Origin of the sequence: Weizmannia sp. FSL W8-1119 (genome assembly GCF_038008605.1) — a bacterium.
GTDB lineage: Bacteria > Bacillota > Bacilli > Bacillales > Bacillaceae_C > Weizmannia > Weizmannia coagulans.
In genome coordinates this window covers 807,973-834,026 of record NZ_JBBOZL010000001.1, presented here as the reverse complement: position 1 = coordinate 834,026, position 26,054 = coordinate 807,973, and the positions used below count along the sequence as shown (strand labels likewise).

Below are 26,054 nucleotides of genomic sequence, written 5' to 3'. Positions count from 1 at the left end.
CTTTTGGCTAGTTGAAAAACCCTGCAGAACGGGGCGGAAACGCAGGTTTCCGCCCCGTTTCCTTTTCTTTCGCCTTTTCATCCGTTATAATGAAATCAAAAAAATGGAAAGGTTGATCAAAATGTGTATTTTTTGCAAGATTATAAACGGTGAAATCCCGAGTGCAAAAGTGTACGAAAACGAGCATGTATACGCTTTTCTTGACATCAGCCAGGTGACAAAGGGCCATACCCTGATTGTCCCGAAAATACATAAAGAGAATGTCTACGAACTGACGCCGGAGATTGCCCGCAATTTCTTTGAATCCGTCCCGGTCGTAGCCAATGCTTTGAAAGCGGCATTCCAGCCGGAAGGGCTCAACGTGCTGAACAATAATGGCGAGATTGCCGGCCAGTCTGTATTCCATTATCATATGCACCTGATCCCGCGATATGGAAAAGGAGACGGCTTCGGGGCAGTCTGGAAAACACATGAAAAAGATTACAGCCAGGAGGACCTCCGGCAAATCGCCGCGGAGATTTCCCAAAATATATAAGCCGCACCGGGCAGCACCGGTGAAAAAGCCCATTTTTGCGTCTTTGCAGCCGGTTTCGCGCTTATTTTATTCAGCGGCCATTTGGGCTGCTGTTTTTTTGTTGCGCCCAATTTGTTCAAAACATGCGCCACTTTTTCCGTCTGCATGCTATAATAAGGTTAATCTTTCGCCGCCGGCCATGAGGGTACGGCGGGAAAGCACCAGATGAGATGAGAACAGGAGAGTGGAGACAGATGAAGACAAAATCCCTTGTCAGCTTGGCGTTGCTCGTTGGGATCGGCACGGTATTACACACAGTGATTCCGGGCTTTGTGTTCGGGATGAAACCGGATATGATGCTTACCATGATGTTTATCGGCATTATTTTGTTCAGGGAGAAAAAATACGTACTGTTGCTTGGTGTGCTGACCGGCATCATTTCCGGCCTGACCACCAGCTTCCCGGGCGGTTTTTTCCCGAACATCATCGATAAGTGCATCACTTCTTTTGCTTTTTACGGTTTGCTTCTCGCGTCCGGAAAACTGGCAAAAAAGCTGCCGACACTTATTGTATTCACGGCCGTCGGCACACTGATTTCGGGCATCATTTTCTTAGGATCCGCATTTTTCATTGCCGGGTTGCCGGGGCCTTTTGCCATTTTGTTTGGCACCGTTGTTTTGCCGGCAACCGCGCTCAATGCAGTTGCGATATTTATTCTTTTTCCGATCGTCTCAACCGTTGCAAAGCGCACAAATGCCGCCCACAGCATGCAAGCGTGAAAATGGCCGCCGGGTTTCCGGCGGTTTTTTTCGCTTGCGCAGCTTAAAATAAGTGAAACAGAGCGGCAAGAAGCAGGAAAACCATTCCGGCCGTTCCGAAAAATGCGATCCTTTTTCTGATGATTTTCCGCGGCGGATAAATTCTTCTTTTCTGGTACAGCAGCATGTGCCGGACCATCGCGGCAAACAGGACAACGCCGGCCATTAAAAAGCAGAAAGCAACACGCCCCAACGAACTCCCCCTCTTTTCTGCCTGGACTATTACATCATATGCCCTGATGCGGATTAACATGTACCAGACAGGGGTAAAGAACAAGCAGAAGGCACGCGCAAAGTCCGCTCTTTTGTCCTTCATACCGCCTATGAAGGACCGTTCGCGTCCAGGCTTGGAATATTGCTTTGGGCAAGGGCGGCAAAGAAGAAAGAGAACTTTGCAAAAGGCTGGGAAATTCTATATCATGAGGATAAAAGACCATTGCAGGAGGTGCTTTCCATGAACAAGTCCAGTTTATTTTACGGATTACTGGTTGGGGCAACAGCAGGCGCTGTTTCCGTCCTTTTCACCACACCCGCTTCCGGAAAAAGAATACGGGAAGCCATCAAAAATAACTCCGGTGATTTCATTGAATCAGCCAAAAGAATCGCCGAAAATGTGAAAGACTTAAAAGAATCCGTCGAATCGTTTTCAACGGAAGGCAAAAAAGTTGCCACGAACGTAATGGAGGAAATCAAACATTGTATCGAAGAATGGCAAAAAAGCATTGAGCCAAACAAAGAAGCCCTGCAAAATGAAATCAAGGACATCCGGAAAACGATTGAAAACATGGAACAACAAATGGAGAAAAAATCTTCCTGAATTTTCGCTGCCCGGAAAGCGGTTGCCGCTTTCCGGGTTTTTTCTTTGCTGTTCATTTCAAAAAAATTTTGTATATTGTTTTTTATTACTTTTTATTTTACTGGCATAATGATAATATATAGGGTAAGGGGTGATGGGAAAAATATGACGGAACAAATGTTGACGAACAATGAGTATCTTCTATTTTGCAAAAGGGTCACGCAATTGTCGAAAGCGCTCTGGAAAACGATTGAAAAAGACTGGCAGCAATGGATTAAGCCTTTTGATCTGAACATCAATGAACATCATATTTTATGGATAGCCTATCATTTAAAGGGCGCATCGATTTCGGACGTGGCAAAATTCGGGGTGATGCACGTATCAACAGCCTTTAATTTTTCGAAAAAGCTTGAGGAGCGCGGCTTGCTCGAATTCTCAAAAAAGGAAAACGACAAGCGGAACACGTATATTCAATTAACCCATAAAGGAAGAGAGATTTTTTTGAAATCGCTGGAAGCGTTTAACCCGAAAAAAAGCTCTGTCATACAGGGCACAATGCCGCTATACGATCTTTACGGCAAATTTCCGGATATGATGGAACTGGCTGCGATCGTACGCCAAATTTACGGCCAGGATTTTATGGACATTGTGGAAAATTCCATTTTCAACGGGGAGCTGGATGACGCCATTGAAACGGAACTGTTGGAAAAACCTTCGCTGAACCGCTTTTGACCCGTTTCGGACAGCTACAAATTCCGTTTCAATGCCTTCATTAATTCAGGATACAGCCCCTGCTGCAAACAGGCGGCAATCACTTCCGCCGGCTGCAGTTTTTCATGCAGGGAATCCTTAAACTTTTGAAAAAGCGGATAAAAAAATACAAATTTGTCCGCCTTCTGTTCTTTCAACTCATCGCTCAAACGATCGCACAACGCATAAAATTGTTCAATGTCCTGTTTTGAAAGCTGTTTTTCCATAATCAGCCTGAAAAAAGGATATTGGCCGGTCCCGATCATTTTTAAAAGCAATGTTTGATAAAATTCCAGTCTTTCCAGCTTTTGTTCAATCGATTCCATTCAGTTCCCTCGTTTATATGTTTTTATGGTTCAGCTAAGAACAGCGCGGCCCCGGCTATAGACAGGGCCTGTTTTCCGGCAAGGCCCATTGTCCGGCCGGCCTTTAAAAACTTCCCCGCGGCATCCGCCACGAGCGGTACAAGGCAGTGCCTGTTAAAAATGAATAGTCGTTCATCCACCTTGCATGGAAAAGATCAGCGTGCATCACACATTTGCCATCCGAAAGACAGGCGGAACGTTACGAATCCAGGGTTCAAAACCGGAGCGCTCCGCCTTTATTTTACTGCAAATTTTCGGGAGGGGGCCCGGCCGGCATGTATGTGCTTGTTTTTTTTTACAGGTTACGCTTTCTTTATATTATACTTTATCAACGTATTGACAAGCCATCTATGTACAAAAAAAGAAATACTGGAAGAAGCCCGGATTTTTTTGGACAATCAACATCCTCATGACCATTTTACTGTTTTCCTCCTACCTTGGCATTCCATAACAGCGCACAACAAGAAAGGCCGGCTGCTGCCGGCCCCAAATTTTACCAAGCCCAGGATGCACCAATAATGATCAATAAAATGAACAACACAACCAGTAAGGCAAAGCCGCCTCCGTAAGCTGCTCCTCCGCTCATTCCATCCACCTCCTCTTGTTTCATACGTATATTATTCATCCGCCCCTGTATTGGTTAAGGCTTCCGTCTATTTGCCGGCCTAAATTTCACAAATCCGCAATGGAACTCCACATCATATCCTATGCTGCAAACATCCATCCTGCCCTCTGCAAACGCCTGCCCCATATGAAAAGAAGATTGGCATGGTGTGAAAATTCCATAAGAAACCTGGCAATCCCTTTCTTTTCTCTTTCAATTTATGTTATAGTAGTGGTTGTAAATCTCTCTTGCACAACTAAATGAATAGGAGTTGTTTTTGAATGAAGAAATGGGTACTATCCCTTGTTTTGGCAGGCAGCGTGTTCGGACTTGCAGCATGCGGCAACAGCGGCAACAGCGCCGTCGTTACGACGAAAGCCGGAAATGTTACCAAAGACGAATTATATAATGCAATGAAGGATAAATATGGTTCAACTGTGCTTCAGCAGCTTACCATTGAAAAAGTCCTGTCCAAAAAATACACTGTCAAAAAGAGCGAAGTTGACAAACAAGTAAACAATGCAAAAAAACAATTGGGCAGCTCATTTGATACAGCGCTGCAGCAATACGGTTATGCAAACGAAAAAGATTTCCGCAACAGCGTGAAAGTCAGCCTGCTTGAACAAAAAGCTGCAGAGGCGACAATCCATCCAACGGAAAAACAATTAAAAAATTATTATAACAATGATATAAAACCGGAAATTAGAGCGCGCCATATTCTTGTTTCCAGCAAGTCGAAAGCAGAAGATATCAAGAAACAACTGGATAAAGGCGCCGATTTTGCGACATTGGCCAAAAAGAATTCAACCGACACCGCAACAGCTTCTAAAGGCGGAGATCTCGGCTGGTTCGGTGCAGGCGAAATGGACAACGATTTTGAAAATGCTGCATATAAGCTGAAAGTCAATGAAATCAGCGGCCCTGTTAAGACTTCTTACGGCTACCATATTATTCAACTGACCGGTGAAAAAAAGAAAAAACCGTACAGCGAAATGAAAAAAGACGTCGTCAAACAATATAAAGCATCGAAAGTAACAACGGAAACAATCCAGTCCGCTTTGAAGAAAGAATTAAAAGCGGCTGACGTGAAAGTAAAAGATGAAGATTTGAAAACGACTTTTGACTCCCTGCTCGGGACTTCATCAAGCAAATAATGCTGCACAAAAAACCGCCCATCCGATTATGGGCGGTTTTTTGTGGCCGTTATGCTTCATGGGCTTTTTCAGCTTCACCGCTGCGCAGTTCTTTTTCTTTATGCATCCTTTCAATAAAGACTTCCCCTTCTTTTTCAATCCATTCCTGTTCCTGTTCGTGTTCTTCCCTGGCTGTTTTCACCGCCATAAACGCACATATGACGATGCCCGCCACAACAAAATAAATCCAGATCGGGAAATCCATGTTTTTCCCTCCTCTTCGGTTTGTCCCTGCTATATTGTATGGCGCAATCCATTAAAAAATGCCTTTCATTTTGAAAGGCATTTTAAAAGTTTTTCACCGGACGGGCGCTTTCCAAACGTTTGTATTTCTATGAATCTCACTGATGAAACGCCGGTTTATAAAAAGAGCGGTTATCAAGCGCATAAATCCGGTCCGAGAATTCGCCCGGTTTGACATTGCGGAGCGCACGGTCAAGCATATTCATTTTCGCATCAATATTATCAATATAGTGGAGAATTTCCGCCTCTTTAATCATCGGGGGCTTGGCGCTTCCCCATTCCGCTTTCCCGTGGTGGGAGATCACCATATGTTCCAGCACCATCACTTCTTCTCCGTGGATTCCGAGTTCCTCCGCTGCCTTTGCAATTTCGCTGACCATAATCGAGATATGGCCGAGCAAATTCCCTTCAGTCGTATAAGTTGTTGAGACCGGGCCGGACAGTTCCTGCACCTTTCCCAAGTCATGCAAAATGACACCGGCATACAACAAATCCCGGTCGAGTGACGGATAGAGGCCCGCGATTGCCTTGGCAAGGTCGAGCATGGAGACAACATGGTACGCCAGCCCCGATACGAATTCGTGGTGGTTTTTCGTTGCAGCCGGATAGACAAGGAACCGCTTCTGGTATTTTTTCAGCAGATGCCGGGTCAGCCTTTGGATATTTGGGTTTTTCATATCAAAAATGTACTGGGTGATTTTCCCTATCATTTCTTCCTGCGATACCGGGGCCGTTTCGATAAAATCGGCAATCCGGACGCCGTCCCCCGGTTGTGCCGGATGGATTTGGCGGATCTTCAGCTGCAGCCGCCCGCGGTAATTTAAAATGTCCCCGGTTACTTTTACAATCGTCTCCGGTTTGTATGTTTGTTCGTCCTGCTCGGTCGCATCCCAGAGCTTCGCTTCGATATCCCCGGTCCGGTCCTGCAAAATCAGTGTTAAAAAAGGTTTGCCGTTGCTCGCGATCCCCTTTGTTGCGTGTTTGATGAGCAGAAACGCGTCAAACTGCTCGCCCACCTCATAGTAGAGTAGCCCTTTTGCCATACATGAATCCTCCGATCTAACCCCTGATTATTTGTCTTAAAGTATACCATAATCCGGCCGCAATCCGCTTTTTATCTCAACCGGCTTTGCTTGTGTGTTTCCCTGCCGTGTTGAAATACAGGCATTCGGACCCGCCCCTCTTTTTTACGGCTGAATGCGGCTGATGTTTCCGGATCCCGCCATCCCTTGATCGTGTACAGCCCCCAAGGTTTTCACCCCATGGCCTTTAAAAAACCGGAGCATCGGCTGCTGGCATGTAAAAAGCAGCACCTGCCTCGATTCGCTCACCTGGTCCAGCAGCCTGGCCATTTTCTCTGTCCGGTAAATATCAAAATTAACAAAGCCGTCATCAATGACAACCGGGGACGGAAATTCCCCGCCGAGCGCCTCCGCAAGGGAAAAACGTAAAGCAATATACAGCTGTTCCGCCGTTGCCTGGCTCAGCTCATTTGCGGCAAACAGCACATCATCACGCCGTTTAACATAAAAACGGCTATCCTCCCCGCCCATATGGAGGGAGACATACGATCCGTTTGTTAAACATTGCAAATACGCTTCGGCTTTGTGCAGGACTTGCGGAAAGCGGGTTTCCCGGAGCCGCTTCATCATGCCGGAAAGCAAACGTTTTGCCGTGGCATACCGCGCCCATTCAAAAGCTTCTTCCCGGAATTCCGAAAGCGCGCTGTAATATTCATGCAGTTTTTCGGTAAACGTTCCGCCTTTTTCCAACCTGTCCAGTTCAAACCGGATTTCCGTCGCTTCTTTTCTCATGCTGCGGAGCGCGTTTGCCTTTTCCACGATTTTTTCTTCCAGCTTTTGCTTTTCCTGTTCCAACATAGAAACATCTTTTACCGTTTCGAGCCGTTCCAGGTCTTCCCGGCTGATTCGTAAATCCATGATTTCCAGCTGTCCGGACAATTTTTCGTATTGCTGAAAAAGGCTGCCGGCTTTCCGGAAATCTTCCTCATTCACGGCACCGGCAAGGGCAAAAAGCTTTTTGATCTCATTATCTGTTGCTTCCGCTTCCGATTCAAGCAGCTGCACTTGTTCTTCCAGCTCGGCACATTTCTTTTCCCATTCCTGCCGGCGGATTTTTCTTTCCTGTTGTTCCGCACAGGCTTGCTGCAGCAACAAGATGCCTTCCTGGCGCAAAGGCCAGTTGACATGGAGCCGGGACCACAGTTTTTCCATCCTTTCTTCAAATGCCGAACGGGAATCGGCAAGCTGCGCCAGTTTCTTTTCGATACGCGTCCGCTCGCGCATTTTCCCGCTTAATTCCGTCAAAAGTTGGAATGCATCGGGCAGCTGTCTGGGCCGGAAGCCGTCACCCAATTGCAAAGTTTGCCTGAAACGGCTGATTTCTGCCAGCAGCTGTCTTTCTTCCGCTTCCAGGCGCTGTTTCCGGTTTTGCATTTGCCGGCCGTTCTGTTCGCCTTCCTCAAGTTTCAAAATGAGCTGTTTCCAGTTTTCGCGCAGCTGTTTCTGCCGTTCATATTCATGCCAGTCCGTGTCCCCCTCTTTCCAATTCCGCAGTTCTTTTTCCTTTTCCCCCAGTTCCTGTTCGAGCGCGCGGATTTCTTGTTCCAACGGGTTCCGGTTTCCCTTGAAAGCATGGTAGCCTGACACGATTGCGCCGAGCACAAAAACGCCCAAAAACAAGTATTGCCCTGTGAGAAAACTCCACACGCCGGCCATCAGAAACAATAATGCAAGGCCGAAAAACAGGAAAGGGGGCTTCCGGGCCTCATCCGCCATTTTTTTCAGGCGGGAAAGCTGCTGTTTCCCGCGCCTGATATCGGCTTCAAGCAATGATTTTTTTTCCTTTTCCTGCCGCTTTGCCGATAAATCGCGAAAAGCCTCTTCGGATATGAGCTCTTTTTCCAAAAGTGCGCATTCCTGCTCAACAGCGTTCATCCGGGCCCGCAAGTCCTCAAGCTGTGCCTGTAAAGCATCGCTGCGGGTACGGTGGCGGTCATACGCCCTTACGAGGGTGCTGAGCCTTTCTTTTGCCGCAATGCTTAAGTCAAGCTGTGGTACTTTTTCAACTTGCGATGCCGTAAGATGCAGCATTCCCGCTAATTCGGAGATTTGGCTGTCCAGGATTTCGCATTCAGATTGGAGGCGCTCCGTTTCCGCCTGCCACCCGCGGTATTGCGGCCAGTCATCAAGCAGCTTTTTGATCTCCCCTTCATGCCTGACAAAAAGCGGGTCCGGCTGCTCTCCTTCCATTTTTTCCACCAGCACCTGTTTCTGTTTTTTAACGGCTGACAGGCGCCCGGAAGAAGCGCGCCATTCCGACATCAGCCCGTCGAGGCGCCGGATTCCGTCAGCGGGGAAACGGACGGGGCCGATTTCCGCAAGCTGCAGTTTGACATGCTTTCTTTCCGCATAGAGCGGCCAAAGACTTGTGAGGTGTTCATACTGCTGAACCGTTCCCCTTAAGGCTTCCAGCTCCGCTTCCGCTTCTGCCTGTGCTGCTTCAAGCGCTGCCAGCCGGGCTTTCCATTCGCCGTAACGGCCGTTTTCCGCTTTCAGGCGATTCAGTTCTTTTTCCATAGCCTGAAGTTTCCGGAGTTGCACGTTCAATACCGGTTTCCGCCCGTTCGGTTTAAAACGCGCTTCCATTTCCTTTTCGAGTTCCCGTTCCGCCGAAAGCAGCGCATCCGTCCCGATCGTCCCTGCGGCAAATAAATAGCGGCTGATATCATCGCCTGTTAATTTGCGGATTTCCTGGAGGCTTTGCAGATTAAAAGAATAAATGGACTGGAACATCTGCCGGTTCAGCCCGTTTAAAACATGTGCAAGCGCCTCTTCGCCACCTGTTCTGCCATTTGCAAAAGTGACGGACACTTCTCCGGCTGTCCTTCCTTTTATCCGTTCCACCGTTATGTTTCCGTCTTTTTCTGTTTCCAGGACGAGCCGCCCGCCGTACACCGCTGAAAATTTCGGCTCATAGCGCTGCCCGTTTTGCTGCCTTGAAGGAAACCCGAATAAAACGGCTTCGATAAAAGCCATGAAGGTTGATTTGCCGGCTTCGTTTTCCCCGTAAATGACCTGCAGATCTGAAAGGTTTTCCATATGAAAATCAACTAGCCGGCCAAAACCGTATATATGGACCTCCCGTATTTTCATCGTTTCCCCCTGCCTTTCAACTTCTCAAAAACAGCCGCTTCCGCTTCCAACAGAAGCCTCTGCTTTTCGTCTCCGTCCAAGTCCAGGTAGCGGCCCGCATACATGTGGCTGTACAGCGGGGAGACCGCTTCATCTATGGAAGTTTCTTCCAATTGCGCCAGCGTCTTCTTCATTTCCTGCAAAATAAAACCGTCATCCCGTTCGGATAAGAGGGCATTTTCAGGCAGTGTGATGCGGTGTACCCAGACAAAGTTGCGGTCTGCTTCTTCGCCTTCCTGCAGTACTTCCATCAGCTCGCCGTTTTTCACTTTTCCAAGCGCTTCATCATCCAGCAAATCCGGATCTTTTATCTCCAATTGCAAAAATACGCCCTGCGCCTCTTTTCTTTCTTCTTCAAGGGCATGGCGGCAAGCTGTGTAAAGGCTATTAAAATCATTAGCGCTTTTTGCGGAAACGGCGCGCCTTTCCCATAAAATATCCGCCGTCTCATGGAACGCGGCATGCGCGCCAAGCGGATCCATTTCGGCAACCATACAGCCTTTCGGGCCCGTTTCTTTCCGGTTTCTCCCCTGGATATTCCCGGGATAAATGATATAGGGATCCGTATGTAAAATCTGCTGTTTGTGGATATGGCCGAGCGCCCAGTAATCCATCCCCTTTTCCAGCAAATCCCGCAAGGCAAAAGGAGCATAAGGCTGGTGCATTTTCGTCCCGCCTTCAAGATAACCGTGCAGCATGCCAATATGGAAATCGGCCTCCCCCGTTTTCCTGTATTCATCCGTTTTATTCTCCAGCACGTGCCGCTTCGGGTAGCTGAACCCGTACATATGGACTTTTGACCCGTTTTTAGCTGTAAAGGATTTGGTTTCGACACGCTCGGAAAATATCCGGACATTTCCAGGCATGTCCAGTTTTGTCCATGACCCGCTTAAATGGTCGTGATTGCCGTGCAGCACAAATACGGCAATGCCGGCCTCTTTAAGCCGCTCAAACTGCTTCTTCAGCCTCACCTGAGCTTTCAGGCTGCGGTCTTCCCCGTCGTATAAATCCCCGCATATCAGCAGGAAATCCGCTTCTTTTTCAATTGTAAGGTTACAAACATTTTCAAATGCCCGGAAAGTGCTCTCCTTTACCCGTTCAAACAGCGCCGGCGGAAGCTTGCGTAGCCCCGCAAACGGGCTGTCAAGGTGCAGGTCGGCCGCATGGACAAAGCGAATCCTTTTCAACGCCATCACTCTTTCGCGAAAAAATAAACGGCAGTTTGCTATTTTATTGTGAAATCCAAACTGTTCGTAATAAAACACATTTCACAGAATATATGTTCTATCTCCATTATAAAAGGTTTGGCACGTTCAGGCAACAAAAAAATGGCTGAACATGCCAAACCCGTTTAATTGTATTGCCGGTAGACGTACGGATCTTTCGGCTCGCTGCTTTTATGGTAACTTGTTACTTTTAAATACGGGATATTCTCTTTAAACGGCGTATAGTACGTCATATCCAGTTTCCCTTCAACCTCAATCCATGTATTTTCTTTCACGTTTGCCATATTGCCCGGAAAATCAACGAGCATCCCGTATACGCCGGCATCGGCAATACAGTGGATAATGCCAAACCGGAGCACAAACAGCTGATTCGCTTTAATATCATCCGTCCGGTAGACAAACCCTTTTATCGTCACCTTTTTGCCGATAAAATCCCCCGGATAATTGTAAATCGTTTCAAGCCCGTGGAAGTAATGGTCATCATCGAGGACGATGCTTTGCAATTTGCTGTACTTTTTTAAATCCGAATTTTCCATTTCTGTATACTGGTCCTTATCATAGTAAAGGCTGGAATTCGGCCGCAAAATCTGGTGATTGGCATACTGGTCCTTATCATTGTCAATCATCGAAAAGTGGAAGCCTTTTGCTTTGACAACGGTGGAATTCAAGGTGGCCACCGGAAGAAAAATGCCCGTTACAATCGGGATTAAAATCATGCCGTACGTAAACACTTTTTTGTACCATGTATTTTCATCCGTTTCATGGGAATGGCCGTGGTGGGCGCCGTGATGATGGTCATGCGCCCCGTTTCCCGCCCTGACCCATTTCACGAGCTGGTATAAACATAAAAAGCCCATTGCAAAAATCATGGAAAACGACAAATACGCATACTTCATATTGATATATTTGCTAATATCCCCTGTCGCGTGCAGCTTCATAAAAAAATACGCGAAGCCGAACAATACGATAAATCGCAACATTTTAAACACCTTCTATATTAAGAATGCACCCGTGAACACAAAAACGATAATCAGCCCGATCATCGAAAAGACAAACTTTCTTTTAAATGAATGCATCATCATGAGCAGATTTTTAATATCCACCATGGCGCCAAATACTAAAAATGCAAGAATGGCCGGCGTCCCGAACATCCCGTTGAAAGACGAGGCAATGAAGGCATCCGCCTCGGAACAGATCGACATGATAAAAGCGAGCAGCATCATAATCAGAATCGCCGCCATTTTTGTCTGTCCGAGCGACAGCAGCGTACTCGTCCGGAAGAAGGTCTGCATGGCGGCAGAAATCAGGCCGCCAAACACGAGAAACTTCCCAACGGAAAAAAACTCATCAATCGCATGGTCGATCGTTCCGGTGATTTTTTGCAGAAAACTCGGTGCATGCTGTACTTCGCGGCCATGCCCGTGGTGGTGCAATTTGGCCTCCACAAATTCGCGAAGCTGGTTTTCGGAAAAAAAATAAGAAATCGCAATCGCGGTTAAAACAGCAGTAAAAATCGCCAGCCCGCAACGAAGCAGTGCCATTTTCCAGGAATCGCCAAACGCGACAAACGTAGAAAAAATGACAACCGGGTTAATAATCGGCCCCGTCAGCATAAACGCGATGGCAGCAGAAAGCGGGACATTTTTCCGGACAAGCCTTTCCGTAATCGGGACAATGCCGCATTCGCAGGCCGGAAAAAGCGCGCCCATCCCGGTGCCGAATGCAATGGATAAAAAGCGGTTTTTCGGCATCACTTTTGCAATCATTTCCTCAGTGACAAACATCTGGATCACCGCTGAAATGAATACACCCAGCACAATAAAAGGCAACGCCTCGATGATAATGCTGATAAAAATGGTATTCATTTGCAATAAGGACTGGACCATAACGGCATATCGTCTCCTTTTTTCTATCACACTCACAAAAAAACTCTCCCAACTAGGATACTATAAGTCTTCTTTGGCGTAAATGAAGAAAACCGGGAAATGGCGGGCAAGCAGGAAAACCATGTGAAAAAATGATTTCCAATTTGATGAAACCCATGCGATTCTATTACTTTTTGGGCCGGACTGTGTTATGATAGTGTCAAATGAACTAGTATTAAGAACGTGAAGGGAATGAAGCAATTGCCGGTATCTATATTTGACTTTGGGTTGGTTGTTTCTGCCGGGGCTTTTGTTGCGCTGCTTAAGATCATTATGATCGATATCATTTTATCGGGCGACAATGCGGTTGTGATCGCCATGGCGACCCGGAAACTGCAACGCGAACAGCAAAACAAAGCGATTTTCTGGGGGACAGCCGGTGCGGTGATTTTAAGAATTCTGCTGGCAATGGCGATCGTTGCTTTGCTGAAAATTCCTTATGTAAATGTCATTGGCGGGCTTTTGCTTCTTTGGATCGCATATAAAGTGCTCGGCGGCGGAGATGAAAATGTCCAAGTCAGAGCAAAAAATGGGCTGCTCGTTTCGATCGGCACGATTATCATGGCTGATGCAATTATGAGCCTCGACAATGTGGTGGCGCTGGCCGGTGCTTCAAACGGGCATATCGGCATGATTGCCCTCGGCGTTGCCATCAGTATTCCGGTTATGATATTCGGTTCAAAGATGATTGTAAAAGCGATGAACCGTTACAGCTGGATGGCCTATGCCGGGTCGGGCATCCTCGCCTGGACAGCGGCGGAAATGCTCTTTAAAGATGAGCAAATCCTGAAATGGCTGGATATATCACACGGGCCGTTAACGTATACGATCGGCGGCTTTCTTACGGTTTTGGTTTTGTTTCTTGGCTGGCTTTCGAACCGGCTGGCGGCGGCAAAGCAGGTTAAGCAAGTAAAACAGGATATAAAACAGGATGTTAAGCAGCATGTCCATATCCATTAATGGCGCAGAACTTACGCCGTTCCCCATTAAAAGAACCCGGGCTGGATTGGCCCGGGTTCTTTTTACCGGTGGAACAAAATCAGTTTTCCTTCAGGGGATACGCAACGGTGCGTTTTCTCATGGACGCCTTTTTCTTTTAAAAGCGCCTCCCCTTTTTTCTTCGCTTCCGTGTCATCCTGTGCTTCAAAACCTTCATCGAGAATCTTTTCCCCTGTCGGTTCAAAGGCAGTCAGTTTATAGTCGCGCATGCTTTCACTCCCCCTTGAATTGCGGCGCCCTCTTCTCTACAAAAGCGCGGATGCCTTCCTTGTGGTCTTTCGTCTGGCGCATTTTCCACTGCGCATGTTTTTCCAGTTCCAATGATTTATTGAAGTCCGGGCGGTTCAGTTCCGTATAGATTTTTTTCGTTTTGATCATCGCGAGGACCGGCTTTTTCTGCCATTCTGTAATTTTTTGGTCAACGGCAAGCGCAAGATCGGGTACCGCTTCATCGATAATGCCCGTTTCGGCTGCCTCTTCAGCAGACATGACTTTTCCTTCCCAAATCACCTTTTTCGCCTTTTCCTGGCCGATCCGGCGCTGCAGCAAATAGTGGCCGCCGCCGTCCGGCACAAGGCCGATCCCGATAAAGTTCATCGCGATTTTGCTGTCCAAATCGCTGATAATGGTATCACAGGCAAGGGCAAGGCTTAAGCCCAATCCTGCAGCAGCGCCATTAATCGCCGCAATGGTGAGTTTGGGCATACCCACAAGAATGGAAACGGCTTCATTTATTTGGTCCATAAAAGAGATGAACCCTTTTTCTTCCTCCATCGCAAGCATGGCTTTGATGTCCCCGCCTGCGGAGAATGCTTTGCCGTTTCCGGATAATACGAGAATGTGAATGTCATCCTTCATCGCAATCGCTTTCAACGAGTCCGCCAGTTCCTTAATCATCTCCAGGTTCAGCGCATTCATTGCGTCCGGGCGGTTGAAATACAAATAGGCTGCCCCGTCTTTTTCCTCCACCTGGATTGTTTCATACGTAGAAATCACCGAAATCCCTCTCCCTTTGTTTTATTCTTCCTATTACTAGGATAGCGAAATATTCGGCAATTTCCAATACAAAATGGCGTCTTTTTAAAAAATTCATCAAAAAAAGAGGCTGCCGCCTAAGCAAACAGCCCCTTCCATCCTTATTTCAGCAGTTTCATTTTTTTCAAAAAGTCAATCGGCTGCTGTTTCCGGAAATGCTCTTTTACCATATAAGACACTCCGTTTTCATTGTTAGAACGGGTCACCCAGTCGGACGCGTTTTTGACAGCGGGATGCGCATCCCCCATCGCAACGCCGAGCCCTGCCCACTCGACAAGCGGGAGATCATCGAGGCCCGAACCGATGACGACCACTTCCTCACGGCGGATGTTCATCCGGTCGCATACATATAAAAGCCCGCGAAGCTTGGAAATGCCAGCCGGCACAATATCCAGCCTCCCGTTCCCGCACACAATGCAATCCACTTCATGGAACATATTGGCAATTGCTTTTTTGGCAGCCTGAATGTCCTCTCCGTCGGAAAAGATCACTTCGATTTTGGGCGGGGAAAGCGGCGTTTGTTCCAGTTTTGCCGATAAATCGTCCACATATTGTTCTGCATAAGAAAACGGATTGGACGTTTGATAAATGACTTTTCCCATCAGCTTATTCGGATGCTTCACCCTGTTTGACAATGTAAACCGCTCGGAAACAAGGCGGATTTGGGCGTGGAACCCTTCCAAAAACCGCACAAGGTCACGGGTGGCCTCTTCGCTGATCCTTCTGACAAAAATCGGTTTATCCAGTTCACTGGCAATATAAGCGCCCTGGTGCGTGATTAAGGAAGAATGCAGCTTCAGCCATTTGGCAATCCGGTGGGCCGAAGCAAAATTTTTTGAGGTAATGAGCGTCACCGCAATGCCTTTTGCACCTGCATACTCAATCGCTTCTTTCGTTGTTTTGCCGAGCCGGCCGTTATCCTGCAGCAATGTTCCCTCAATATTTAACGCCAGCATTTTATAGATCATGGATGTTCCCCCTCTTCATGATGCTCCCGGCTGCCGGGCTGATTTTTCACACAGCCTGCTTTCTTTTACAGATGTATGAGAAAAAAGGGGGAAATAGAACTTTCCGGCTGCATTCTTCTACTTTCCGGCGTATAAATCTTCGACAGGCTTCATCAGCAGCTGATTGATTTCGCTGAGCATATCGCTTAGCCGCTGTTCAGCGCCGATCAACTGCATAATGGCGGGATTTGCCTGGACCGCTTGCATGGCAGCCTGCGCCTGCTTTTCATCTTCTTCTGTAACCGGAAGCCCCTGCATTTGTTTATCTTGCAAATTGAGTTGAAGCTGCCTGAAACGGTCAAACAATGCTCTCGCCTGGCCGTTAGACCGGACATTTTCGTACGCCTGCTTCAACGCAGCAAATTCATGGCTTTCCCGGATTCCTTTTTCAAGCATGCGCGCGTATTCATTTAAATGGGATGGCATGTAAATCCTCCTTATGTTTTATTCATCACGGATGGTTTCCCGGCCTTGCTTTCGTTACACAAGGAGCAGCCGGGCCGCCTGAAGCCAGTCGCAGAAATGCAGGGATGCATGGGTTTCCTGTTTTCTCTTTCCTGCACGAGCAGCAGGACCAGGCCGGCGTTATTCCAACAATGCGCCAAAGCTTGCTTCCTCTATACAAGCAGCACGATCACCCCCTGAACGATCCCAATCAGGCCGCCCAGTAACGCGCCAAGATACGTAATCATTGAAAATTCGCGGGCGGTAATGCCGAGAATCAGCCCTTCCAGGCGCTCAATCGGAAAAGATTCCACTTCCTGGCGCACAAGATCCGCCATCTGCAGCTTCCGGATGATCAAAGGCACGTTTTTGCTGATGAAGTGCAGCGCTTTTTCCGCCAATACAGGGATCCATTCTTCTTCAATTTTATTCCGGTACCGGGCAACAAATGCCTGGACAGGTGTGTCTAAAAAACGTTCGACAGGGAGGAGAGACAATACATTTTTCTCCAGCCATCCGCTAATTTCTTCATCCGGTAGATCCGGAAAAAGTTCCCCTGCCTGTTTTGCTTTCAGGCCGTTCCATTCCCTTTCCAGCATTTCCGACATTGTTGCTTTCATTCCGGGTTCCTGAAGTGCCCGGGTGATCTCAGGCTGGATTTTATCGGCAATCGAAGTGTTTCCGATAAAACGTTTCACCATCGCGCCGATCATGCCGCGGTCATCAAGAAAATGGCTGATCATCCCTTCAATCTTCGTGCGGCCTGCAGGGCTTGAAATGTATTCGCTCATCCTTGCAATGATCAAATCCGCCAAAACAGGGATTTTTTCTTCAGCTTTTTTGATTACGGCTTCCGGCAGCAGTGCTTCAAGCGTTTTCGGTGCAATATGTTGTTTTGCCTCCCCGTAACGGGTGCGGATGAATTCTTTGATCCCGTTTTGAACACGCTCCGCCGACAAATCCACTTTAAAAAACCCAGCAATTTGCGGGGTCGTCCAGCTCATCTCCAGCCATTTCAAAAAAGTATCCGCCATCCATCGGGCCGTCTCTTTCCGGAACCCGGGCGACAGCAGCTTTTTTTCGATGCTTTCCGGGGTGACCAGATGGCGCACCACCATTTCGCCAAGCTGCTTCGCAATCTCTTCGCGCCTTTTCGGAATCAATCCGGGCGTGAACGGAAGCCGCCAATTTTTAATATAGATCGCCTTGTACGGCCGAAACAGCATTTTAATGGCCAGATAATTTGTGAATCCGCCGATCACTGCCCCCACGGCAGTCATAAACAAAATTTCCAAAAATGCATGCATACACAATCATCCCTCATTGTTTTCGTTGTGAAATTTTTCCCAAAGAAGCACGGGAAGTTTCCAGCCCGCTATGCGGACACAACGGTCGATTTTGGTTCTATGCTGCGGAAAACCGCAAACTTAATGAAAAAATACCCTTTTTTGCGGCCGGGTATTTCTGAAATCAGCTATTTTTTTTGAACCGATTTTCTGTACTAATCATAAGATATCAGCAAAAGCCCAATAAAGTCAAAAATTAGCCGTGTTCGTGCCCGTGTTTTCAGGAGGAAGGGAGGGGAACGGATTGGCATCAACCATTGCATTCCGGCATGACGATGAAACGAAAGGCGCGGCGGCGGTAATTCCACGGGCGCTCCTTTCCTTTTTGCGCATTTCAAACGGCGGGCTCACCATCCGGTTCGGCGGAAAAACAGCCACAGCAAAAGTGGAAACCGATGCATCCGGCAAAACGGTAATGATGCTCTCTGCGGATGGTTACAAACACCTGAAGCTCCCTGTCCCGCCCGCCCGGTTGAAAGCCTTCTGCCGGCAGGGGGTGCTTGAACTTGGCCCGGTGATCGCCGTCCTGACAGAACTTACTGGAAGTGCCCCTTCTGAAAACATCCGGCCATTTTGCGAAGAACTGCACCACCTGATCGAAAAAGAAGGCGGCTGCCTTTTTGTGGAAGGCTTGGATTCCCGCGCCGGCACCGGCTGCACGTTTTCCGCCAATGGCTGGAAGACGGGGGAAGTGCCGGAACCGGACATTGTCTATAACCGCATTCATTCCAGGCTGGCTGAAAAAAAGCCGCCAGTTTGGAATGAAAACAGCAGCGTACAAAGAAAAGGGAACCGGTTTTTTTAATGCCAAGTATTTAACAAAAATGGAAGTTTACGAATGTCTTTATGCAAACCGATTTTTGCGGCCGTATTTACCGGAAACTTGCCGGTACGGTCCGGCGTGCCTAGCGGAAAAACTTGGGGCATTCAATATCCTGTATGCAAAGCCCGAAAACGGAAGCCAGGGGCGCGGCATCATCCGGATTGAAAAAAAGGAAAGCCGGTTCCTCCTTGGCCATACGCACCAGGAAAACCGTTTGCCGGAAGTTGCAGAAAATGTGGAAGACACCGTTCAAAAAATGGAACAACTCACCGGGACCCTTCCGTATATCCTTCAACAAGGCATTCCATTGCTTTCGGCAGATGGAAGGCAAACCGATTTCCGGTTCCTTGTCTGGAGAACCGGCGCAAAAAACGATTGGCAGATCGCGTCATCCCTCGCAAGAACAGCGGCAGACAATGCGATTGTGTCAAACCTCTCACAAGGAGGGCTTCCGACAAAACCGGCGCCGCTTATCTTCCATCATTTTGGAAAGGAAAAAGGCCGGCTCGTGCTGGAACTCATGCATGAGCTGGCGGAAGCCGCCGCCATCACGCTCTGTTCCGCCGGAAACGGGCACTTTGCGGAATTCGGGATCGATATAGGGGTGGATTGGGATGGAAAACCGTGGGTAATTGAAGCAAACGTAAAGCCGTCTAAGGCCGCGTTTGGCGTATCCCGCGGCGGCATCCGCCCATCCGTAAAAGCACTATACCGTTACGGTTTATTTCTATGGACTGAAAGGGGAATGGAACATGCCGGCTAAATTAGGCATTCTTACGCTGGATCCTGCTTCCCGGCAGGATTATTTTGACCAAATGGCACATGAATCAAAACAATATGGGACCGATCTTTATTCATTCTCCCCCCTTGATTTACTGCCCGGCACGCAGAAAGCAAAGGGACTTCATTTTGACACTACAAGCGGCATATGGAAAGAAGAAGTTTTCCAGATTCCGGAATTCCTTTATGACCGCTGCTTTTACGGCGAAGACCAGCCATCAAAAGATGCCAAAAAAATCGTCGCATGGCTGAAAGAACGGAAAGACCTTACCTTTCTCGGATACGGGCTGCCGAATAAAACCACGCTTTACGACCGTCTGAAGGAAATTCCGGAAATCTCCCCGTATTTGCCGGAGACAGTAAGGGCGGACAGTACGGAAACGGTTTTGCGGGAACTGAACAAATATCTTTCCATTATTTTAAAACCGGCAAACGGTGCGCATGGATATGCGGTGTATTCCCTCGAAAAGAAAACGGGCGGGCTGCTTGTAAGAACGACGAAAAACGGCAGTCTTATATCGCAGAACTTCGGCCGTTTGGATAAATTTCAAGCGTGGCTCAATACACTGCTCGGAAAGCATGATTTTCTCATTCAGGCAAGGATTGACAATATGGACCGGAAAAACCGGCCTTTTGATCTGCGCATCTTTTTGCAAAAAGACAGCCGCGGCGAGTGGCAGGAAGTGACGCGGGGCATCCGTACCGGCATGGAAAACGGCATTTTAACCAATTTGAGCGCGGGGGCAAGCCTCTCAACATACGGAAACTGGCAACGCGAAACGCCGCATTTTAATCATGTCTATATCAGCCAGGAAATCTCTGACATCATCAGCATCTTGCCGGCTGTTTTGGAAGAAACTTTTCAACCGCTATTTGAGTTGGGAATCGATCTGCTTATTGCGGGGGACCAATCCATCTGGATACTCGACATCAATTCAAAACCGGGCAGAAAAATGGTCAGCCTTCTCCATCCGGAAAAAGCCGGGCAAATGGCTGAAGCCCCGCTTGCCTACTGCCGGTATTTACAGGAAATCGGAAACCGCGTGCAGGCCGGAAATGTGTAAAATGAAAGAAATGGGACTGCTCTTTAGCGGCTATGTGAAGGAACAGCGCGTTTTCGACAGCCTTTTCGCATAAAACGCGCCTGTGTTTAAGGAACAGCACCGTTTTCGACGGCTCTCCTTCACACAGAGTGCCCATAAGAAACCGGGCAATTTTGGCCACATAGAACGTGCCTGCGTCAAGAAACCGGGCGCTTTCAACGGCATACCTTCGCATAGAGCGCGCCTATGTGAAGAAGCAGCGCATTTTTCGACAGCCTTTTCGCATAGAACGCGCCTGAATTTTTGCCACATTGCTTTTGAAACAGAAGGGAACCCGAGAAAAAGAGCCGCGATAGTAGCCGGAAAAATTTGGTTGGTTCATTTCATCCGCTGCCGGTTTAACAAAAGGTCATCTAAATGAAACGAGGTGCTTTACAAATGACCAGAAAATATAAAATTGAGTTTTTTGATGCCTCCGACCCGATCCTGTACACGCCGCAAAGCCTTCCGGTACTTGAAAACACCGGCAAAGTGGCATTCGGCTCTAAAATCGCTGCCGCAAAAATCGAACCGCATCCAAATGGCCGCAATGTTTTTTCCGTCTCAAGCGCGCTTGCCGGTGAACTGAGAATGCCCGCCTTTTTAACGGTTCTTCACTGTTTCCAAAACAGCGATATCCTGATGCTCGGCCCGCTTGTCGGCATTTTTACGGCCGGCTTCACCCCCTTTGAAAACCGCCCGGCCGGCGCAAGGTCGGCGTGGTTTGCAAAACTTCTTTCCGCCCAGTCTGCTGCCTGCGTGGTGCCGTTTTTATTCGGCGAACAGCATATCGATTGGGAACAGGGTGTGATCACCGGCTACTTTTACGGGAAAGCGGGCTGGGAAAAGCAGAAAGTCCCGTTTCCCAATGCCATTTACGACCGGCTCCCGAACCGGAAAAGTGAAAAACTTGTAAATGCGCAGAAAATCAAAGAAAAATTGGAAAAAGAATATTTTATTCCGTGGTACAATCCCGGCTTTTTCAACAAACTGGAAATTCACGAGCGGCTGTTTCAAGATCCGGAAGCGCGCCCCTATTTGCCGGAAACGAACCCGCTCACCTCTTTTCATCAAATTGAACGGATGCTGTCTGATTACGGGATGGTCTACATCAAACCGGTGAACGGCAGCCTTGGCCTTGGCGTCCATCAAATCCATTACCACCATGCTTCCGGCGCGTATTATTGCAGGTACCGGGACACCGGCAACCGATTGTTAAAATTCAGCAGCCTTGAAAACTTGATCAACCATGTTTTTTCTAAAAAGCAATGGAACCGGCTGCTCGTCCAGCAGGGCATTTTTCTCGTAACAGACGGAGGGCGGCCGGTTGATTTCCGGGTCCATACCAATAAAGACGAGGGCGGAAACTGGGTCGTTACAGCAATCGCGGCAAAAGTGGCCGGCCCGGGCAGCCCGACAACGCATGTGAGAAGCGGCGGGTTAATTAAAACACTTCCCGAACTTACGGAAAACCCCGAGCAACAGGAGATGTACCGGCATGCGCTGGAAACAGCCGCCCTCAAACTTTCCCGCGCCATCGATGAACATGTCGAAGGAGTGATTGGGGAAATCGGGTTTGACCTCGGCATCGGCACGGACGGGAAAGTATGGCTGTTTGAAGCCAATTCGAAGCCCGGGCGCTCCATTTTCAACAATCCGTTCATGAAAGCGTGCGATTTATTGACGCGCAAACTGAGCTTATCGTTTGCCGTTTATTTGACGGAACGGCAAGTGCAGTCACCAGGGGAAATGTTCCCATGACCGCCATCTGGTTTGACCGCAAGGAAAAAATATTTAAGCGTACTGCCCCGTCCCCGCTTTTTTGGGGAAAAGAAGCGGAACTGCTTCCTTTCTCCGCGAAACCCGGAGAGGAAACGCCTTATCGCCTGATGTTAAAAGGGGCATCAGCCGGCCCCCTGATCGGGATACTCATCAGTAAATCAAAGAAAGCCATCAGCGGAGACCGTGATTTTTTTATCGCCATCCAACAAACATTACAGGAAAAACAGGGCGGCCTGTCTTTTTTATTCAGCCTTGCCGATATTTCAGCGCATATTACCGGCGTGTTTTGGGATGTAAAACAAGAAAAATGGCACAGGGCAATGTTTCCGTTTCCAGACGTGGTTTATAACCGGATCCGGAAGCGAAAGGAAGAATTGGAGGAAGATTTCCGTCGCTTTACCAGGCTTCTCCGGCAAAAAAGGATCCCTTTTTTCAACCCGCATTTTTTAAATAAATATGAGGTGTACGAAAAATTGAAGCAGGATCCGGCGATTGCCGGTTTTCTTCCGGAAACGGCGCTTATTTCCGATAAAAGCAGCTTTCACGCCTTTTTACTGAAACACAAGGATGTCTATATCAAACCCGCCGCCCGTTCGCAAGGATACGGCATCCGCCGCATTGTGCAGGGGCCCTGTGAAGCATGGACATTTTACACGCCCCAATCCGCCCACTTGCCCGCCAGCTTTTCGGATGTGTGGGAGGAGATTGGCCCCTTTGCAGAAAAAGAAACGTACATTGTCCAGGAAACCGTGCCAACTGCATTGCTTGACGGCCGGAAATATGACTACCGTGTCCACGCCCATTACAACGGAACAGGTTACCGGATAACCGGCATCGGCGTGCGGGTTGCCCGCCCCGGCGGAATGACGACCCATACGGCAAAAGGCGGGGAAACGCTGGTACTATCTTCCAATGAAAAAATGGAGATTAAAAAAAAGATTGCGCCGGTCATTTCAGCATGCGGCAATGCTTTAGCGGAATCGTACGGCTTTTTCGGGGAATTTACCGCTGACATCGCGCCCGGCAATGAAGGCGGCTTTTATTTGTTTGAACTGAATGCAAAGCCAATGTCCTTTGATGAACCTGAAATTGAAGCAGCAAAAACCCGGAAACTTGCCGATTTGTTTTATGCCATTACCGGCTTTTTGGAAAAATGATTCCCTCTCTTTAAAAAATTTGAGTAAAATAGATTATATCCAATGAAAAACCGGGGGATCCAAACATGCTCGACAGATTAAAAACAAGGTATCCAAATGCCTGCATTGCAGATGAACCGATTGCGGCGAAACCTTTGTTATGGTTTTGGATGGAAGAAGAAAAACAGTATTTCGGGATTGATCCGGGCGAATTGACGCCGGAAGAAACGATGCTGTTGAAAACATTATTCCCCAAATTCCGGGAAAATGCTCCAGGCACGGCGAGCGAAGCATCCAAATGGTATGACTACCTGTTTTTGCCGGATGCCGAGGCCCCTGCCCGTGGCGGCGTATACCGCGTTACACAGTTTGCGCTGGCAAAAGAAGGGCCGGATGTATCCGGCGTTCAGGAAGCCATCAAAAACATGTTTGTGCATGATGTCTTGGTGATAATGACCAATCAGCTTGAAGGCATGGTGATTGAAGAAAAAAGCGGAACAGCAGCGGCCGAAGACGATCTAGAGGCATCCATCCGTGCGTTTGAAGGGGATTTCTATACCCCTGTTTTGCTGTATTTAGGCGAATTTAAGGAAGTGGCGGCATTAAAGCGCAGCTTCCAATTCGAACGCCGGCTTTTCGAATTTGCCAAAAGCCGCCGGAAAACGTCCGCTTTGTTCACGGCTCATGCTCTGCTCCCTCTTTATTTGCTGTCCCATTTGCCTGAAGGGGAAAAGGGCCTGCTCTTCCAATCACTGCGCAGGCTGTTTGAAGAAGACCGGGAAATGGGACAAACGATCAAACGGTATCTTGAAAATTTTACGAATGCCAGCCTGACGGCAAAACAATTGTTCATCCACCGCAATTCCTTGCAGTACCGGATTGAAAAATTTGAAGAAAAAACGGGCTTGGATTTAAAACATTTTACAGATGCCATCTTTGCGTATTTCGCCTGTCTCGAAACCTTTGACGGCAACTCCCGCCGATAAGCCGCGCGTTATTTGCCTTGAAAAGGAAACAAGCCCGTTTTACTCAAAATGGCACCAGTTGGCTAACCGGTTGTATCAAGAGCGGCATACCGGCATCGTATCCCATGTTGCAATGAATGCCGCGCAACCGGAAGATTGGAAAACGAGCCGCTTTCAAATTTCCAAGGATCCCGGCCCCCGGATTTTACTGCGCCAATCTGCCGGGAAAACGGGATGGGCAGGGTGCCGAAAATCGCCCTGCATTTTTTGTGCATCCTGCCGTTCCCTTTATGAAAGGGTTTTCCTTATAATAAAGACAACTTATGACAGGGGAGGGTTTTTACGATGACAGAACTGGCGCTTGAGCATATTTATAAGATTTACGACAATAATGTAACCGCTGTATCCGATTTTAATCTACATATTAATGACAAGGAATTCATTGTATTTGTCGGTCCTTCCGGCTGCGGGAAATCGACGACGCTCAGGATGATTGCCGGGCTTGAAGAAATTTCAAAAGGCGATTTATACATGGACGGCAAACGGGTGAACGATGTAGCGCCGAAAGACCGTGATATCGCGATGGTATTCCAGAACTATGCGCTTTATCCGCATATGACGGTATACGACAATATGGCATTCGGGCTGAAACTCCGCAAAGTGCCGAAAGCGGAAATTGACAAGCGGGTACAGGAAGCCGCAAAAATCCTTGGCCTTGAAGAATATTTAAAACGGAAACCGAAAGCTTTATCAGGCGGGCAAAGGCAACGGGTTGCCCTCGGCCGCGCGATTGTAAGGGATGCAAAAGTGTTCCTCATGGACGAACCTTTATCCAATCTGGACGCGAAATTGCGGGTGCAAATGCGGACCGAAATTGCCCGGCTTCACCAGCGGCTGCAAACGACGACCATTTATGTGACACATGACCAGACGGAAGCGATGACGATGGCTTCAAGGATTGTCGTCATGAAAGATGGTGTCATCCAGCAAGTCGGAACGCCGCGCGAAGTATACGACTTACCTGCCAACCTGTTCGTCGCCGGTTTTATCGGCTCGCCAGCGATGAACTTCTTCCGCGGTAAACTGGACAACGGCAAATTTCACTTAAACGAATCGGTCCAGCTTGATGTGCCGGAAGGGAAAATGAAACATTTGAAAAGCCATATCGGCAAAGATGTCATTCTTGGTGTCCGCCCGGAAGACATCCACGATGAACCTGTTTTCATTGAAACAATGCCGGGCTCGACCATCAAAGCCACGATTGATGTTTCCGAACTTCATGGCGCTGAAACGATGCTCTATTCCAGAATCAACGGGCAGGAGTTTATCTCCCGCATCGATTCCAGAACAGTTGTCAAACCGGGTGACGAAATCACGCTCGGGCTTGATATGAATAAAGCCCATTTCTTTGATGCCGAAACAGAGTTAAGGATTGGGTGAACCAGAAAGCCTGCCACTGAAAAAGTGATTTTTTATATCCGTATATCCAACATATAAAATGCAAAAAGACGTTGAAACACAAGCAGCATGAGTGTCTCAACGTCTTTTCTATTTTTGCGGTGCTTTTTCAGTGCCTCGCTGTTATATCCGGCTTTTTGATTTTCTCCGCAATCGCCGCCAATAGTTACCAGCCGGGGACCAGTATAATTAAAGTTTTTCCCTCCATAATACGTAGTACATCGATCAAATTCCACTGGGTTCAACCAAGCAGGTGGCGGGGAATTCCCCGCTTGCTGGTGCAATTCCAGCCGGCCCAACCAAAAAACTTACAACGAGGAGATGACACAGATGGCAAACAACAACAGTTCAAACCAATTGTTAGTTTCCGGTGCTGAACAGGCTCTTGACCAAATGAAATACGAAATCGCACAAGAATTCGGCGTAAACCTCGGCGCAGATACGACATCCCGCGCGAACGGATCTGTCGGGGGAGAAATTACAAAACGCCTTGTGCAAATGGCTGAACAACAACTTGGCGGTACTTTCCATTCGTAATATAACAAACCA

28 protein-coding genes are annotated in these 26,054 nt (G+C 48.0%); 14 read left to right on the top strand and 14 right to left on the bottom strand.

Annotated features, from left to right (window positions below):
• The first annotated feature begins 121 nt into the window (after window positions 1-121).
• Both NSQ19_RS03855 and NSQ19_RS03850 read left to right on the top strand, forming a co-directional pair.
• Window positions 122-535 (top strand): HIT family protein, encoded by a 414-nt coding sequence (locus NSQ19_RS03855; RefSeq protein ID WP_013858727.1) that lies wholly within the window; start codon window positions 122-124, stop codon window positions 533-535.
• A gap of 233 nt (window positions 536-768) precedes the next feature.
• Window positions 769-1,293, top strand: coding sequence for a tryptophan transporter (locus tag NSQ19_RS03850; RefSeq protein WP_340702420.1), 525 nt, complete (start codon window positions 769-771; stop codon window positions 1,291-1,293).
• A 43-nt stretch (window positions 1,294-1,336) separates the two neighbouring features.
• Here the strand turns inward: NSQ19_RS03850 and NSQ19_RS03845 are convergent, their stop codons facing one another.
• Window positions 1,337-1,525, bottom strand: coding sequence for a hypothetical protein (locus NSQ19_RS03845; protein WP_013858725.1), 189 nt, complete (start codon window positions 1,523-1,525; stop codon window positions 1,337-1,339).
• A 261-nt stretch (window positions 1,526-1,786) separates the two neighbouring features.
• Between NSQ19_RS03845 and NSQ19_RS03840 the strand changes: the two genes are divergently transcribed.
• Window positions 1,787-2,149, top strand: a complete 363-nt coding sequence (locus NSQ19_RS03840; RefSeq protein ID WP_017552759.1) for a YtxH domain-containing protein — start codon at window positions 1,787-1,789, stop codon at window positions 2,147-2,149.
• A gap of 144 nt (window positions 2,150-2,293) precedes the next feature.
• Window positions 2,294-2,860 carry an HTH-type transcriptional regulator Hpr gene (locus NSQ19_RS03835; protein WP_195850380.1) on the top strand — a complete coding sequence of 189 codons (567 nt, stop codon included), beginning with the start codon at window positions 2,294-2,296 and terminating at the stop codon, window positions 2,858-2,860.
• A gap of 14 nt (window positions 2,861-2,874) precedes the next feature.
• Here the strand turns inward: NSQ19_RS03835 and NSQ19_RS03830 are convergent, their stop codons facing one another.
• Both NSQ19_RS03830 and NSQ19_RS03825 read right to left on the bottom strand, forming a co-directional pair.
• Window positions 2,875-3,204: a YhaI family protein gene (locus NSQ19_RS03830; protein WP_013858722.1), complete on the bottom strand. Its 330-nt coding sequence runs from the start codon at window positions 3,202-3,204 to the stop codon at window positions 2,875-2,877.
• 532 nt (window positions 3,205-3,736) lie between these two features.
• Window positions 3,737-3,829: a YjcZ family sporulation protein gene (locus NSQ19_RS03825; RefSeq protein WP_017550228.1), complete on the bottom strand. Its 93-nt coding sequence runs from the start codon at window positions 3,827-3,829 to the stop codon at window positions 3,737-3,739.
• A gap of 299 nt (window positions 3,830-4,128) precedes the next feature.
• Between NSQ19_RS03825 and NSQ19_RS03820 the strand changes: the two genes are divergently transcribed.
• The gene (locus tag NSQ19_RS03820; RefSeq protein WP_340702419.1) at window positions 4,129-5,001 is read left to right on the top strand and encodes a peptidylprolyl isomerase; all 873 of its coding nucleotides are present in this window, start codon (window positions 4,129-4,131) and stop codon (window positions 4,999-5,001) included.
• Between the two features lie 49 nt (window positions 5,002-5,050).
• On the opposite strand, the gene NSQ19_RS03815 is transcribed toward NSQ19_RS03820, so the two are convergent.
• From NSQ19_RS03815 to NSQ19_RS03790, 6 genes are all read right to left on the bottom strand, one after another.
• Window positions 5,051-5,245, bottom strand: a complete 195-nt coding sequence (locus tag NSQ19_RS03815) for a sporulation YhaL family protein (protein WP_013858718.1) — start codon at window positions 5,243-5,245, stop codon at window positions 5,051-5,053.
• A 136-nt stretch (window positions 5,246-5,381) separates the two neighbouring features.
• Window positions 5,382-6,326, bottom strand: a complete 945-nt coding sequence (gene yhaM / locus NSQ19_RS03810; protein WP_019721761.1) for a 3'-5' exoribonuclease YhaM — start codon at window positions 6,324-6,326, stop codon at window positions 5,382-5,384.
• Between the two features lie 144 nt (window positions 6,327-6,470).
• On the bottom strand, window positions 6,471-9,458 hold the full coding sequence (locus NSQ19_RS03805) for an AAA family ATPase (protein WP_340702418.1): 2,988 nt from the start codon (window positions 9,456-9,458) through the stop codon (window positions 6,471-6,473).
• Window positions 9,455-10,726, bottom strand: coding sequence for a metallophosphoesterase family protein (locus NSQ19_RS03800; protein ID WP_340703167.1), 1,272 nt, complete (start codon window positions 10,724-10,726; stop codon window positions 9,455-9,457). Before NSQ19_RS03800 ends, NSQ19_RS03805 begins: the two co-directional genes overlap by 4 nt.
• A 122-nt stretch (window positions 10,727-10,848) precedes the next feature.
• A complete protein-coding gene (locus NSQ19_RS03795) occupies window positions 10,849-11,703 on the bottom strand; it encodes a TIGR03943 family putative permease subunit (RefSeq protein WP_195850384.1) in 855 nt (284 codons plus the stop codon).
• Between the two features lie 12 nt (window positions 11,704-11,715).
• Window positions 11,716-12,609 carry a permease gene (locus NSQ19_RS03790; RefSeq protein WP_445798448.1) on the bottom strand — a complete coding sequence of 298 codons (894 nt, stop codon included), beginning with the start codon at window positions 12,607-12,609 and terminating at the stop codon, window positions 11,716-11,718.
• 231 nt (window positions 12,610-12,840) lie between these two features.
• Between NSQ19_RS03790 and NSQ19_RS03785 the strand changes: the two genes are divergently transcribed.
• Window positions 12,841-13,608, top strand: coding sequence for a TerC family protein (locus NSQ19_RS03785; RefSeq protein WP_340702416.1), 768 nt, complete (start codon window positions 12,841-12,843; stop codon window positions 13,606-13,608).
• Between the two features lie 62 nt (window positions 13,609-13,670).
• Here NSQ19_RS03785 and NSQ19_RS03780 read toward each other — a convergent pair whose 3' ends face one another.
• The 5 genes from NSQ19_RS03780 to NSQ19_RS03760 form a co-directional block, all read right to left on the bottom strand.
• On the bottom strand, window positions 13,671-13,856 hold the full coding sequence (locus NSQ19_RS03780) for a YhzD family protein (protein ID WP_013858711.1): 186 nt from the start codon (window positions 13,854-13,856) through the stop codon (window positions 13,671-13,673).
• A 4-nt stretch (window positions 13,857-13,860) separates the two neighbouring features.
• Complete coding sequence (locus NSQ19_RS03775) at window positions 13,861-14,643, bottom strand: enoyl-CoA hydratase (RefSeq protein WP_029141753.1); 783 nt, start codon at window positions 14,641-14,643, stop codon at window positions 13,861-13,863.
• A 140-nt stretch (window positions 14,644-14,783) separates the two neighbouring features.
• Window positions 14,784-15,650 (bottom strand): Cof-type HAD-IIB family hydrolase, encoded by an 867-nt coding sequence (locus NSQ19_RS03770; RefSeq protein ID WP_340702415.1) that lies wholly within the window; start codon window positions 15,648-15,650, stop codon window positions 14,784-14,786.
• 117 nt (window positions 15,651-15,767) lie between these two features.
• Complete coding sequence (locus NSQ19_RS03765) at window positions 15,768-16,115, bottom strand: YlbF family regulator (protein WP_340702414.1); 348 nt, start codon at window positions 16,113-16,115, stop codon at window positions 15,768-15,770.
• 191 nt (window positions 16,116-16,306) lie between these two features.
• On the bottom strand, window positions 16,307-17,440 hold the full coding sequence (locus NSQ19_RS03760) for a DUF445 domain-containing protein (RefSeq protein ID WP_340702413.1): 1,134 nt from the start codon (window positions 17,438-17,440) through the stop codon (window positions 16,307-16,309).
• Window positions 17,441-17,723: 283 nt separating this feature from the next.
• Between NSQ19_RS03760 and NSQ19_RS03755 the strand changes: the two genes are divergently transcribed.
• The 8 genes from NSQ19_RS03755 (at window position 17,724) to NSQ19_RS03720 (ending at window position 26,042) form a co-directional block, all read left to right on the top strand.
• Entirely contained in the window at window positions 17,724-18,284 is a 561-nt protein-coding gene (locus NSQ19_RS03755; protein WP_340702412.1) for a hypothetical protein, read from the top strand.
• Window positions 18,241-19,065 carry a YheC/YheD family protein gene (locus tag NSQ19_RS03750; RefSeq protein WP_340702411.1) on the top strand — a complete coding sequence of 275 codons (825 nt, stop codon included), beginning with the start codon at window positions 18,241-18,243 and terminating at the stop codon, window positions 19,063-19,065. Before NSQ19_RS03755 ends, NSQ19_RS03750 begins: the two co-directional genes overlap by 44 nt.
• Window positions 19,055-20,146: a YheC/YheD family endospore coat-associated protein gene (locus NSQ19_RS03745; protein ID WP_195850391.1), complete on the top strand. Its 1,092-nt coding sequence runs from the start codon at window positions 19,055-19,057 to the stop codon at window positions 20,144-20,146. Before NSQ19_RS03750 ends, NSQ19_RS03745 begins: the two co-directional genes overlap by 11 nt.
• 417 nt (window positions 20,147-20,563) lie before the next feature.
• Entirely contained in the window at window positions 20,564-21,925 is a 1,362-nt protein-coding gene (locus NSQ19_RS03740) for a YheC/YheD family endospore coat-associated protein (RefSeq protein ID WP_340702410.1), read from the top strand.
• Window positions 21,922-23,103: a YheC/YheD family endospore coat-associated protein gene (locus NSQ19_RS03735; RefSeq protein ID WP_207368283.1), complete on the top strand. Its 1,182-nt coding sequence runs from the start codon at window positions 21,922-21,924 to the stop codon at window positions 23,101-23,103. The genes NSQ19_RS03740 and NSQ19_RS03735 overlap by 4 nt, the downstream gene beginning before the upstream one ends.
• Window positions 23,104-23,168: 65 nt before the next feature.
• On the top strand, window positions 23,169-24,068 hold the full coding sequence (locus NSQ19_RS03730) for a PucR family transcriptional regulator (protein ID WP_340702409.1): 900 nt from the start codon (window positions 23,169-23,171) through the stop codon (window positions 24,066-24,068).
• A gap of 324 nt (window positions 24,069-24,392) precedes the next feature.
• Window positions 24,393-25,487 carry an ABC transporter ATP-binding protein gene (locus NSQ19_RS03725; RefSeq protein ID WP_017552777.1) on the top strand — a complete coding sequence of 365 codons (1,095 nt, stop codon included), beginning with the start codon at window positions 24,393-24,395 and terminating at the stop codon, window positions 25,485-25,487.
• A 348-nt stretch (window positions 25,488-25,835) separates the two neighbouring features.
• Complete coding sequence (locus tag NSQ19_RS03720; RefSeq protein ID WP_013858699.1) at window positions 25,836-26,042, top strand: alpha/beta-type small acid-soluble spore protein; 207 nt, start codon at window positions 25,836-25,838, stop codon at window positions 26,040-26,042.
• Window positions 26,043-26,054 lie beyond the last annotated feature (12 nt).

Coding starts and splice junctions, on each gene's coding strand:
- NSQ19_RS03770 (WP_340702415.1), bottom strand. CDS start 15,650: ATGATCTATAAAATGCTGGCGTTAAATATTGAGGGAACATTGCTGCAG.
- NSQ19_RS03855 (WP_013858727.1), top strand. CDS start 122: ATGTGTATTTTTTGCAAGATTATAAACGGTGAAATCCCGAGTGCAAAA.
- NSQ19_RS03725 (WP_017552777.1), top strand. CDS start 24,393: ATGACAGAACTGGCGCTTGAGCATATTTATAAGATTTACGACAATAAT.
- NSQ19_RS03815 (WP_013858718.1), bottom strand. CDS start 5,245: ATGGATTTCCCGATCTGGATTTATTTTGTTGTGGCGGGCATCGTCATA.
- NSQ19_RS03850 (WP_340702420.1), top strand. CDS start 769: ATGAAGACAAAATCCCTTGTCAGCTTGGCGTTGCTCGTTGGGATCGGC.
- NSQ19_RS03790 (WP_445798448.1), bottom strand. CDS start 12,609: ATGGTCCAGTCCTTATTGCAAATGAATACCATTTTTATCAGCATTATC.
- NSQ19_RS03760 (WP_340702413.1), bottom strand. CDS start 17,440: ATGCATGCATTTTTGGAAATTTTGTTTATGACTGCCGTGGGGGCAGTG.
- NSQ19_RS03740 (WP_340702410.1), top strand. CDS start 20,564: ATGACCAGAAAATATAAAATTGAGTTTTTTGATGCCTCCGACCCGATC.
- NSQ19_RS03720 (WP_013858699.1), top strand. CDS start 25,836: ATGGCAAACAACAACAGTTCAAACCAATTGTTAGTTTCCGGTGCTGAA.
- yhaM (WP_019721761.1), bottom strand. CDS start 6,326: ATGGCAAAAGGGCTACTCTACTATGAGGTGGGCGAGCAGTTTGACGCG.
- NSQ19_RS03805 (WP_340702418.1), bottom strand. CDS start 9,458: ATGAAAATACGGGAGGTCCATATATACGGTTTTGGCCGGCTAGTTGAT.
- NSQ19_RS03785 (WP_340702416.1), top strand. CDS start 12,841: ATGAAGCAATTGCCGGTATCTATATTTGACTTTGGGTTGGTTGTTTCT.
- NSQ19_RS03730 (WP_340702409.1), top strand. CDS start 23,169: ATGCTCGACAGATTAAAAACAAGGTATCCAAATGCCTGCATTGCAGAT.
- NSQ19_RS03840 (WP_017552759.1), top strand. CDS start 1,787: ATGAACAAGTCCAGTTTATTTTACGGATTACTGGTTGGGGCAACAGCA.
- NSQ19_RS03835 (WP_195850380.1), top strand. CDS start 2,294: ATGACGGAACAAATGTTGACGAACAATGAGTATCTTCTATTTTGCAAA.
- NSQ19_RS03820 (WP_340702419.1), top strand. CDS start 4,129: ATGAAGAAATGGGTACTATCCCTTGTTTTGGCAGGCAGCGTGTTCGGA.
- NSQ19_RS03735 (WP_207368283.1), top strand. CDS start 21,922: ATGACCGCCATCTGGTTTGACCGCAAGGAAAAAATATTTAAGCGTACT.
- NSQ19_RS03795 (WP_195850384.1), bottom strand. CDS start 11,703: ATGTTGCGATTTATCGTATTGTTCGGCTTCGCGTATTTTTTTATGAAG.
- NSQ19_RS03745 (WP_195850391.1), top strand. CDS start 19,055: ATGCCGGCTAAATTAGGCATTCTTACGCTGGATCCTGCTTCCCGGCAG.
- NSQ19_RS03825 (WP_017550228.1), bottom strand. CDS start 3,829: ATGAGCGGAGGAGCAGCTTACGGAGGCGGCTTTGCCTTACTGGTTGTG.
- NSQ19_RS03750 (WP_340702411.1), top strand. CDS start 18,241: ATGAAAACAGCAGCGTACAAAGAAAAGGGAACCGGTTTTTTTAATGCC.
- NSQ19_RS03780 (WP_013858711.1), bottom strand. CDS start 13,856: ATGCGCGACTATAAACTGACTGCCTTTGAACCGACAGGGGAAAAGATT.
- NSQ19_RS03830 (WP_013858722.1), bottom strand. CDS start 3,204: ATGGAATCGATTGAACAAAAGCTGGAAAGACTGGAATTTTATCAAACA.
- NSQ19_RS03765 (WP_340702414.1), bottom strand. CDS start 16,115: ATGCCATCCCATTTAAATGAATACGCGCGCATGCTTGAAAAAGGAATC.